Annotated in this window: 6 protein-coding genes; all 6 read right to left on the bottom strand. The window is 72.9% G+C overall.

What is annotated here, in order from left to right; all coding sequences use genetic code 11:
- From MUY22_RS30915 to eccD, 6 genes are read right to left on the bottom strand one after another with little or no spacing between them, the layout of a single operon-like run.
- Complete coding sequence (locus MUY22_RS30915) at positions 1-372, bottom strand: hypothetical protein (RefSeq protein ID WP_247050444.1); 372 nt, start codon at positions 370-372, stop codon at positions 1-3.
- On the bottom strand, positions 365-766 hold the full coding sequence (locus MUY22_RS30910; RefSeq protein WP_247050442.1) for a YbaB/EbfC family nucleoid-associated protein: 402 nt from the start codon (positions 764-766) through the stop codon (positions 365-367). The genes MUY22_RS30915 and MUY22_RS30910 overlap by 8 nt, the downstream gene beginning before the upstream one ends.
- Before the next feature lie 10 nt (positions 767-776).
- The gene (locus tag MUY22_RS30905) at positions 777-3,815 is read right to left on the bottom strand and encodes a right-handed parallel beta-helix repeat-containing protein (protein WP_247050440.1); all 3,039 of its coding nucleotides are present in this window, start codon (positions 3,813-3,815) and stop codon (positions 777-779) included.
- Positions 3,816-3,831: 16 nt separating this feature from the next.
- Entirely contained in the window at positions 3,832-7,119 is a 3,288-nt protein-coding gene (locus MUY22_RS30900) for a hypothetical protein (RefSeq protein ID WP_247050438.1), read from the bottom strand.
- A gap of 13 nt (positions 7,120-7,132) precedes the next feature.
- Positions 7,133-7,375, bottom strand: a complete 243-nt coding sequence (locus MUY22_RS30895) for a type VII secretion protein EccB (RefSeq protein WP_247050436.1) — start codon at positions 7,373-7,375, stop codon at positions 7,133-7,135.
- A gap of 4 nt (positions 7,376-7,379) precedes the next feature.
- Complete coding sequence (gene eccD / locus MUY22_RS30890; RefSeq protein WP_247064209.1) at positions 7,380-8,759, bottom strand: type VII secretion integral membrane protein EccD; 1,380 nt, start codon at positions 8,757-8,759, stop codon at positions 7,380-7,382.
- Between the last annotated feature and the right edge of the window lie 2 nt (positions 8,760-8,761).

The following is an 8,761-nucleotide window of genomic DNA, read 5'->3' as shown; positions in this document are numbered from 1 at the left end:
CTACGAAGAAGCCGGCGGCTTCGAGACGTCTTCCTGCAGTTGCAGGAAGTTCTTCTGCAGGTCCCGCGCCATGTCGAAGGCGCCCTGGTCGGCTTCGCGGAACGAGCCGGCCATGTCGTGGATCGCGTCCGACGTGCCGTCGACGGCCTTCGCCCACAGCCGGACGCCGTCGCGGATCTCCGCCACCGCCTTCATGTGCGTCTGGGCGAAGGCGTTGCCGTTCTTGTCGTGGCCCGCCGCCTCGGAGACGCGCCCGGAACTGCCGAGCGCCTGGATGCGCTGCGTCAGCGCCTCCAGCTCGGTCGCCTTCTCGCGGTAGCCGTTGCGGCCCGTGTCGAGCCCGTCGGCGTCCACGAAGAACTGATCAGTCATCCTCGGTCCCTCCTTCGAATCCCGGCACGCGGGCGGCGAACAACGCTTCGACGTCGACCTTCCCGGCCATCAGGTCCCGCGCGGAGAACCCCGGCGGCAGCATCGGCGCGAGCTGTTCGGCCGACGCGTCGATCGCCTGCTGCCGCGCCTGCGCGATGGTCCGGACGATCACCCCGGCCAGCTCGGCCGGCGCCATCCGCTTGTACGCGCTGGTCGGGAACGTCAGCTCGGTGACCTCACCGGTGCGCCCGACGGTCGCGGTCACCTCGCGGCGCGCGGACGTCGCCGTGCCGGTGGCCTCGTCGATCCGCTCCTTCGTCGCGGTGAGGTTCTCGCGCTGCCGCTGGTACGCGCCGAGCGCGTCCTCCAGCATCTTCTCGTAGGGCGATGCCATGACTCCTCCTTCAGCCGACCGAAGCCAGACCCTGCCCGAGCGCCAGGGGTTCGACGTCCGGCGGGCGGACGCCGCGCAGGTCCGCCGCCGCCAGCGTGCGGGACGCGGCCGTCGCCGACAGCGTGCGGGCGAGTTCGTGCGCGGCGTGCACCGTGCGTTCCGACGCCGCCGCCAGCTCGTGCGCCAGCGCGTCGCGGACGGCGTCCGGCACTTCGTGACCGCCGCGGACCAGCAGCCGCACGGCGATCTCGCCGAGTTCGTCCACTGTGTACTTCCCCAGCTCCCAGACCGCCGGGAACCGGTCACGCAGCGACGGCACCAGCCCGGCCAGCGTCCGGACGCGCCGCGGTTCGGCGGTCAGCACGACGACCGGATCGGCGGGCCGTCGTCCGACCGCTTCCGCCAGTGCTTCAAGGACTTCGTGGCCCGGAGTGTGCACAGTGGACTCCCACTCGCCGTCCAGGTCGAGCACGAGGACACCGCCGCTCGCGTCGTCCAGCGCGGTGCGGACCAGGTGCTCGGCCTGTCCCGGCCAGCGCGGCATCAGGTCCTCCGCGACCGACCGCCGGACGAGCTGCCCGACGCCGACGAGACCCAGTTCGGCGAGCCCCCGCGCGTACAGCCGGGCGAACTCCGCCCGGCCCGAGCCGCGCTCGCCGCTGAGCACGACGTTGGCTTCCTGGCCGAGCGGCTGACGGCCGTGCTTGAGCCCGCCGAGCCGGACCAGCAGGCGCTCGGCGTGCTCCCGCACCGCCTTCTGGCCGACGAGTTTGCGCAGCCGGTGCACGCTGGTCGCCGCGCCGACGGCGGCGGCCGGATCGGTGCCCACCGACACCGCGGCCTGGGCCGCCGCGGGCAGGTTCGCCAGCTCGGCGTGCAGGTCCTCGGCCGTCAGCCGGTTGAGCTCCGAGTCCTTCGACGGCGGCTGCAGCGCCAGGCGCGACGCCTGGTTGTTCACCATGGCCTCGAACAGCTTCCGCGCGACGCGGCCGTTGCCGAACGTCGAGTTCTTCGGCACCCGCTCGAAGTACTCGCGCAGCGTCGTCATCGCGTCGTCGGTCAGCTCGTAGTAGTGCTTGCGGGTCAGGCCGGTGGTGATGGTGACCAGCTCGTCGACGCTGTAGTTCGGGAACTCGATGGTCCGGGTGAACCGCGACGCCAGCCCGGGGTTGGACTCGAGGAAGACGTCCATCTGCTCGGAGTAGCCCGCGACGATCACGACGAGCGAGTCGCGCTGGTCCTCCATGATCTTCATCAGCGCGTCGATGGCCTCCTGGCCGAAGTCCGGCCCGGAGCCGCCGGAGCCCGCCGACAGCGTGTACGCCTCGTCGATGAACAGGACGCCGCCGATGGCCTTCTCGACGACCTCGGTGGTCTTGATCGCCGTCGAGCCGATGTACTGGCCGACGAGGTCCTGCCGCGCGACCTCGACCATGTGACCCTTGGACAGGATGCCCAGCTCCGCCAGGACCGTGCCGTAGAGCCGCGCGACCGTCGTCTTACCGGTGCCGGGAGGGCCCGCGAAGACCAGGTGCCGGCTCATCGGCGGCATCGGCAGCCCCATCCGCTCCCGCATCTGGGACATCCGGATGAGGTTGATCAGGCCGGTGACCTCTTTCTTCACCCCGGCCAGGCCGACCAGCGACTCCAGCTCGCCGAGCGGGCCGTCGAGCACCTCGCCCGAGGCGTCGCTCGTGCTCGGTTCGACGGTCTCCGCTTGCGGTGGCTCCCGGACGGGTTCGCTCGTCACACCGTCCACTTCGCACTCGGTGAGCGTCACGTTCGCGCCGTCGTCGGACGAGACGCCGTTGTGCACGCGGCAGCGCGACGCGGTGAGCGTGGCGCCGGCCTCGACCACGATTTCGTCGGCGATCTCGCAGTCCTGCAGCTCGGCCGTGCCGGTGACCCGGACGCCGCTCCCCCGCACGTGGAGGTCGGTTCCGGTCAGCCAGGACGATTCGGTGACCTCGACGGCGATCTCGCGTCCGGTTTCGACGGACGCGTCGGTGAGGTCCACTCGCGACTGTCCGGAAAGGACGATGCCGTGGCCCGCGAGCCGCAGCCCGGCGATCCGGACCTTCGCGTCGGCGGTGACGAGCACGCCGGTCTGGGTCGCGCCCCGGATCGTCGCGCGCTCGAAGTTCGGCGTCGCTTCACCGTCGGCCAGGATGATGACGGGTGAGTCCTCGAACGTGCAGTCCACGAAGTGCGGCGACGCGTTGCCGGTGACCTGAACGGCGTTGCGTTCCGCGCCGGCGAAGACACATTCGCGCAGCACCGGCGCGGCCGACGCGGCGACGTGCACGGCCTGCATCGGCGCCGACAGGAACCGGGAGTCCACAACGGACACCCGGCCTTCACTGGTCAGGTACAGGTCGACGTTCGCGCTGTCGCGCACGGTCAGGCCGGTGATGGTGGCGCGGCCTTGCTGTTCGACGACCATCGCGGGCTTCTCGGCGCCGGTGATCTCGCACTGCTCGACCACCGCGACGGCTTCGCCGTTCACGCAGACGCCGTTGCCCTTCGGCTGCCGCACCGCGCACCGGCGCAGCACGACCGACCCGACCTCGGCGACGACCACGCCCGATGACGCGGTGCCGGTGATTTCGGTGTCCTCGATGGTGCTCTGCGCCGGCGACGCGACGACGATCCCGGCGCCGGCGGTGCTGGTGACGGCGCAGCCGCGCAGGGCGAGGGACCCCTGGAGGCGCGCGAGGAGCGTCGCCCAGGAGGCGCCGGTGACGCGGCAGCCGTCGAGTGCGGCCTCGCCGCGCACGACGTCGACCGCGACGAGCTTGTCGTCCTGCCCGGTGAGGGTGAAGCCGCGCAGCTGGACGGCCTCGGCGTTGGCCACGAGCACGCTGCCTTCACGCGCGACGATCTCGACGTCGCCTTCGGCGACCAGGGAGACCATGCGGTCGACGACGAGGCTCTCCTCGTAGCGTCCGGAGTGGACGGTGATCGTGGCGCCGTTCTGAGCCTGCGCCAGCGCGGCGCCGATCGTGGGGTAGGCACCTTCTCCGCCGACCGTGAGCACCTGTCGGTTCATCAGTTCCGCCTCTCCCTCACACCAGCCCCGGCACGACGCCGAACCGCCCGGCGGCCGCCGTCGCGATCGGTTCGCGGCCGTCCGTCTCGGCCCACACCTCGAGTTCGCGCCGCAGCGACTCGAGCGCCAGTTCGTCGAGCGAGATCCGGTCGGCGGCGACGCGGCCGGTCTCATCCACCTCGCTCACGGTCAGTTCCCGCAGCAGCACGAGCCCGCGCTGGGTGGCGGTGGGCTCGGTGATCTCGAGGACCTTGAAGCTGGTGCCGGGCACGAAGAGCGCCCGGTTGGCGACGCCTTCGGCCGGCTCCAGCAGCTTCGTCCGCCGGGCGGTGACCGACCAGACGAGGATGTCCGTGTCACCGTCCGAAGCGGACATCGGAGTGGTCATGGCGTGCAGGAAACCCCACTCGGTGAGCACTTTCCGGCTCCGGTAGAGCGCCCACTGCCCGGCGGTCGGGCTGGTGGCGAAGCTCGCGGGCCCCCGGTGCGAGGGCAGCCGCCCGAGCCCGGCGACCACGCAGCGCGCGATGGGCACGTGCGGCCCGTTGCGCCCGGCCCGCAGCCCGGCGTCGATGGCCGCGCCCTTGGCCGAGAGGTAGAGCTGCACGGCAACGGCATCGGTGAGCACATCGGCAGGCGACGCGGCGAGCGCACCCTGGAAGCCGGGGTGCTCGGAGAGGATCCGCGCGGCGGCGTTGGACATCAGGCCGTACTCGGCACCGAGGGACTTCCGAAGCCACTCACGTTCCTTGTCGACGCCCCGCTTGGGCAGCAGAGCGGTCGCCTCGGCGGCGGGGGTCGGCTGGAGCCGAGCATGGTTGGTACCGCCGTCCGCGACCTCGAGGGGCGAACCCGCGGACGGCGGGGTCTGGGGAGTGTCCGCTTCCTGGCCGAGCTGAGTGGTTCCGCCCTGGGCAGCGGCGGGCGGGGTGGCGCTGACCGAGGTGCTGAGAACTGCAGCGGGCGGAACTGCCGGCGGAGGGGTTGTGGGACCGCCGGTTGCGGTGGGTCCACCAGGGACTCCCACCGGCGGGGTCGCGGGGGGCGGGGTCGCGGAACCGGTGGCGGTGCCGGATCCGCCGAAAGCCGCTGCCGGGGACGGTCCGGCGGGGAGATCCACGGCCGGACCACCGTGGACGCCGACCGGCGGAACCGCGGGAGGCGGCAGGGTCGCGGGGCCACCAGAGACCATGGAACCGGCCGCGGCCTCGCGGAGGCCAGCGGGCGGAACCGCCGGTGGCGGGAGGGGCGCAGGGTCGGTGGCGGCCGGTCGAGCGACCTCGGCCAGGGCTTCGGGCTCCGGGTCGATCGCAGTGGCGGAGTCGGGCGCCGGACCGTCCACACCGGCGGACGGCGGGGTGGCCGGACCACGAGAAGCGCCAGTCGCGGGACCAGTCACGCCAGCGGGCGGCAGGGTGACCGAGCTTGCCGAGCTGATCGCCGGACCATCCACGCCGACGGGCCGAACTGCCGGGGACGGAGTGGCCGGCCCCTCGGGAGCGCGGGTCGCCGGACCATCCACGCCGATCGGCGGAACCGCCGGCGGCGGGGTTGCCGGGCCACGCGATGTGAACGACTCAGGCTGGGCAGCGCCGGTTGCCGGGGCCTCCATGCCGGCAGGCGACGGAGTGGCCGCACCTGTCGAAGTGACCGCGGGCGGCGGCAGGGTGAGCGGGCCGCCGGAAACCGCCGCGGCACCCTTGTCCGCGGCAGAAGCGATGGCCGGGCCGGCAGAGACCGTCGATGCGTCGGCGGGCGAGGCGATCACCGGGCCGGCCGAAGTGCGCGACGGCGCCTTGACCGCCTCCGTTGCTCGCTCCTCCGCCGCCAGTGCCGGGATCCGGGGCGGCGCTGCCGTCGTGATGGTCACCGGGGCCAGCGATGCCGCGATCACCGCGCCCGGGTCCAGGCGCTCCGAGATGGTCAACAGCGGGGCCTCCGCCGGGGACGTGCCGCCCACTCGGGCCGGGGCCACCGCCGGGGGGACTGCGGCGGCAGGAGGCGACGCCGGGGCTTCGATCTCCGCCATCGCGCGCCGCGGGATCGTCACCCGGGCTCGCTCTGCCAGCAGCGCTGCCGCGGGGAGGATGCGGCTGATGCGGCGGGTGTGTTCGTCCAGTCTCGCCAGGACGTCCTCCGCCAGCAGGCGCATGCGCTCGACCGCGTCCGCGCCCTCCTCCGGGACGTCGTACGTCAGGTTGTGCACCGACGTGTCCAGCGTGACCTCGCGCAGCGCTTCCGCCGTCGGGCCGGCTGACGGCGGGCGCAGCAGCAGGCCCGACTGGACGACCTCCAGCACCGCGTCCGGCGAGTACCAGTAGACGGCGGGCTCGATCTCCTTCAGGCCCTCGATCGGCAGGCGGTGGTCCAGCATCCGGGGCATCGGCTGCTGCGGGACGTACGCCAGCTCGCGGGCGAACGTCGCCCAGCCGAGACCGCCGTCGTAGAGCACCGTCCAGACGTCGAGGTCGTGCGGGGTGCCGATCGGGAGTCCGCTGTAGAAACCGACTTCGCGGCCCAGCAGGTCGGCGATGGCCTGCCCCAGCGTCGTCCCGGACGGCACCGACATCGGGCCGTACTGGACGAAGCGGGCCTTGTGGCGCACCGGTTCCGGCAGGCGCATCCACAGGCGCGCCGCGTCGTCCATCGTCAAGGGCGGGCAGCCCGGGCAGCCCAGGACGATCGTCATCGTGTCCGGCAGCGCCGGCAGCCCGCGGATCAACGCCGAACGGTGGTAGCCGAGCTGGCGGTCGAAGCCCACCGGGCGGATCCAGAGGCCGCCCGGCAGCGGCTCGGCCACGCCGCGGGAGCTCGTCGACGTCAGTTCCGCCGTGACACCCGAGTCCCATGACGGACGCGGGAAGCGCTTCGCCTCCCACTTCGGCGGCCGGCCGGGCTGGAAGCGGACCCAGCCGCTACCACGTCCACTGTGGACGAACAGGGCGCCGCCCGCGCTCGGGATCACCGAGCCGTCCGGGGCCAGCACCGGACGGCCGATCCGCTCGGCCAGCCACTGCCCCGCCAGTGCCGACGTCTCCCGCGAGCGCCCGCCGATGACGAGACGCACTCCGCGACGACGCCGCGGCAGTGCCTTCGCCACCGATTCCCACAGGGAGATCGGCGAGTCCACCGGCAGGTCGACGACGACGAGGTCGTGCTCGGAGTCGGCGGCGACGCCCAGCGCGAGCGCCTGCGCCTCCTCCGTCATCCCGGCGGCGGGGTGGACGACCAGGGCGTTGCCGACCGTCTGCCGGTTCAGGTCGGTTTCCGGGCCGCCGCGGCGGCGCACCAGCGAGAGATCCATGGTGACGCTCCTTTCAGGCTCGGCGGACCGGGGGCGGCGTCGCCTGGACGGCGTGCCCGGTGTGGTGGGCGATCAGGCCGAACACGAAGAACCCCAGCACGATCAGTACCGCCAGCGCCGCGCCGACCAGCAGGCCGGTCCAGGTGCGCTTGGCGGGCACGTCGAGGTGGCTCGCGTCGCCGAGCACGAGGGCCGAGGTCATCCGTCCAATCAGGAACGAATACGCCTCGACGTGGTCCTTTTGCGTCTGCACCATGGTTTCAGCCCGTCAGTCCGATGGCCCACGCGTACGTCCCGAACAGCTGCAGCAGGATCGGGAGGATCGCGACGGCGCTCAACGTCTCCAGCCAGTTGGCCAGGTGACCCCAGATCGGCAGCAGCCGCCGTGGCGGGGGCCGCAGCATCGCCAGCACCAGCAGGAAGAACACCAGCACCACCCCGGCCGCGGCCGCGCCGCGCCAATCCGGGGTCAGCGGTTCGATCAGCGAGAACGTCAGCAGCACCAACCCGAGCGCGCCGGCGACGGCCAGCGGCACTCGCTGCCACGCGCCCAGCAGGCTGCGCGAGCGCATCAGCACCGCCGCCGCGAGCAGGCCGGCCAGGATGCCGGGGAACAGGCCTTGGCCGACCAGGAAAGGGAAGGAGCACGCGAACATGACGGCCGAGGTGACGCAGGCGATCGTGAGGTAGCCGTCGGCGTACGCGGTCTGCGCGACCATCTTCGCCGCCGGCGCGGGCTCGATGTCGTACTGCAGTTCGTCGGCCGTGCGGGGCAGCTGCGGGCCGCGGATGCGGGCGAACCGGATGCCGATCCGGGGCGCGAACACCAGCAGTCCGATGAGGACGGCCGAGACCAGCGCCGCCGACTGCACCGGCGAGAACTCCGGGCCGTAGTGCAGCCACAGGGTGATCGCGCCGGCCGCGGAAGTGGCCACGACCGTGCCGAACGGGACGAACGGCGTGACCGGCGCCCACGCGGCCCGGCCGCCGAGCATCAGGCCGCCCGCCAGACCGGAAGCCAGGCAGCCGGACAGCAGGGGCGCGGTCTGCAGGTCGAACGCCGGCCCGAGGCCCGCGACGGCGATCGCTCCCGCCACGAACGCGAACCCGCAGCCGCCCAGGCCCAGCAGCGTGATCAGCGCCGTGTCCTCGGACCGGACGCCCGAGCCGACGGCCGCGACCAGCAGGCCCAGCGCCACGACGGCGCAGCCGATGGCGGACAGGCCCAGCGCGCCCGGGTAGAGCAGCACCCGGGCCAGCACCAGCAGGCCGGCGATGGCGAAGCCGAGGAACAGGAACCGGTTGAACTCGGGCTTCCAGCGGCCGGACTGGCGGCTGACGGCGGTGGCCATGCCGTCGGCGATGTCGTCGAAGTCCAGTTCCGGCAACGGGTCCAGCCGGGGGCGGAGGTGGAACTCCTCCCCCTCCTTCCAGTCGAGCGACTCCGGCGTGCCCGCCGGGTCGAGCGGCGCCTCGCCGAGGCGCTGCAGCACCCACGAGTCGCCGAGGTCCTCGTGGCCGCCGGTGTGCCGCAGCAGCACCGGCAGCAGGCTCGTCACCGGGACACCCATCGGCACGGCCAGGTCGGCGCGCCCTTGCGGGCCGTGCACGGTGACCCGGCACAGCTCGCCCTGCTGCATGG

It is taken from the genome of Amycolatopsis sp. WQ 127309, assembly GCF_023023025.1.
Lineage (GTDB): Bacteria > Actinomycetota > Actinomycetes > Mycobacteriales > Pseudonocardiaceae > Amycolatopsis.
The sequence above is the reverse complement of the archived record's forward strand: the minus strand, read 5'-3'. Positions and strand labels throughout refer to the sequence as shown.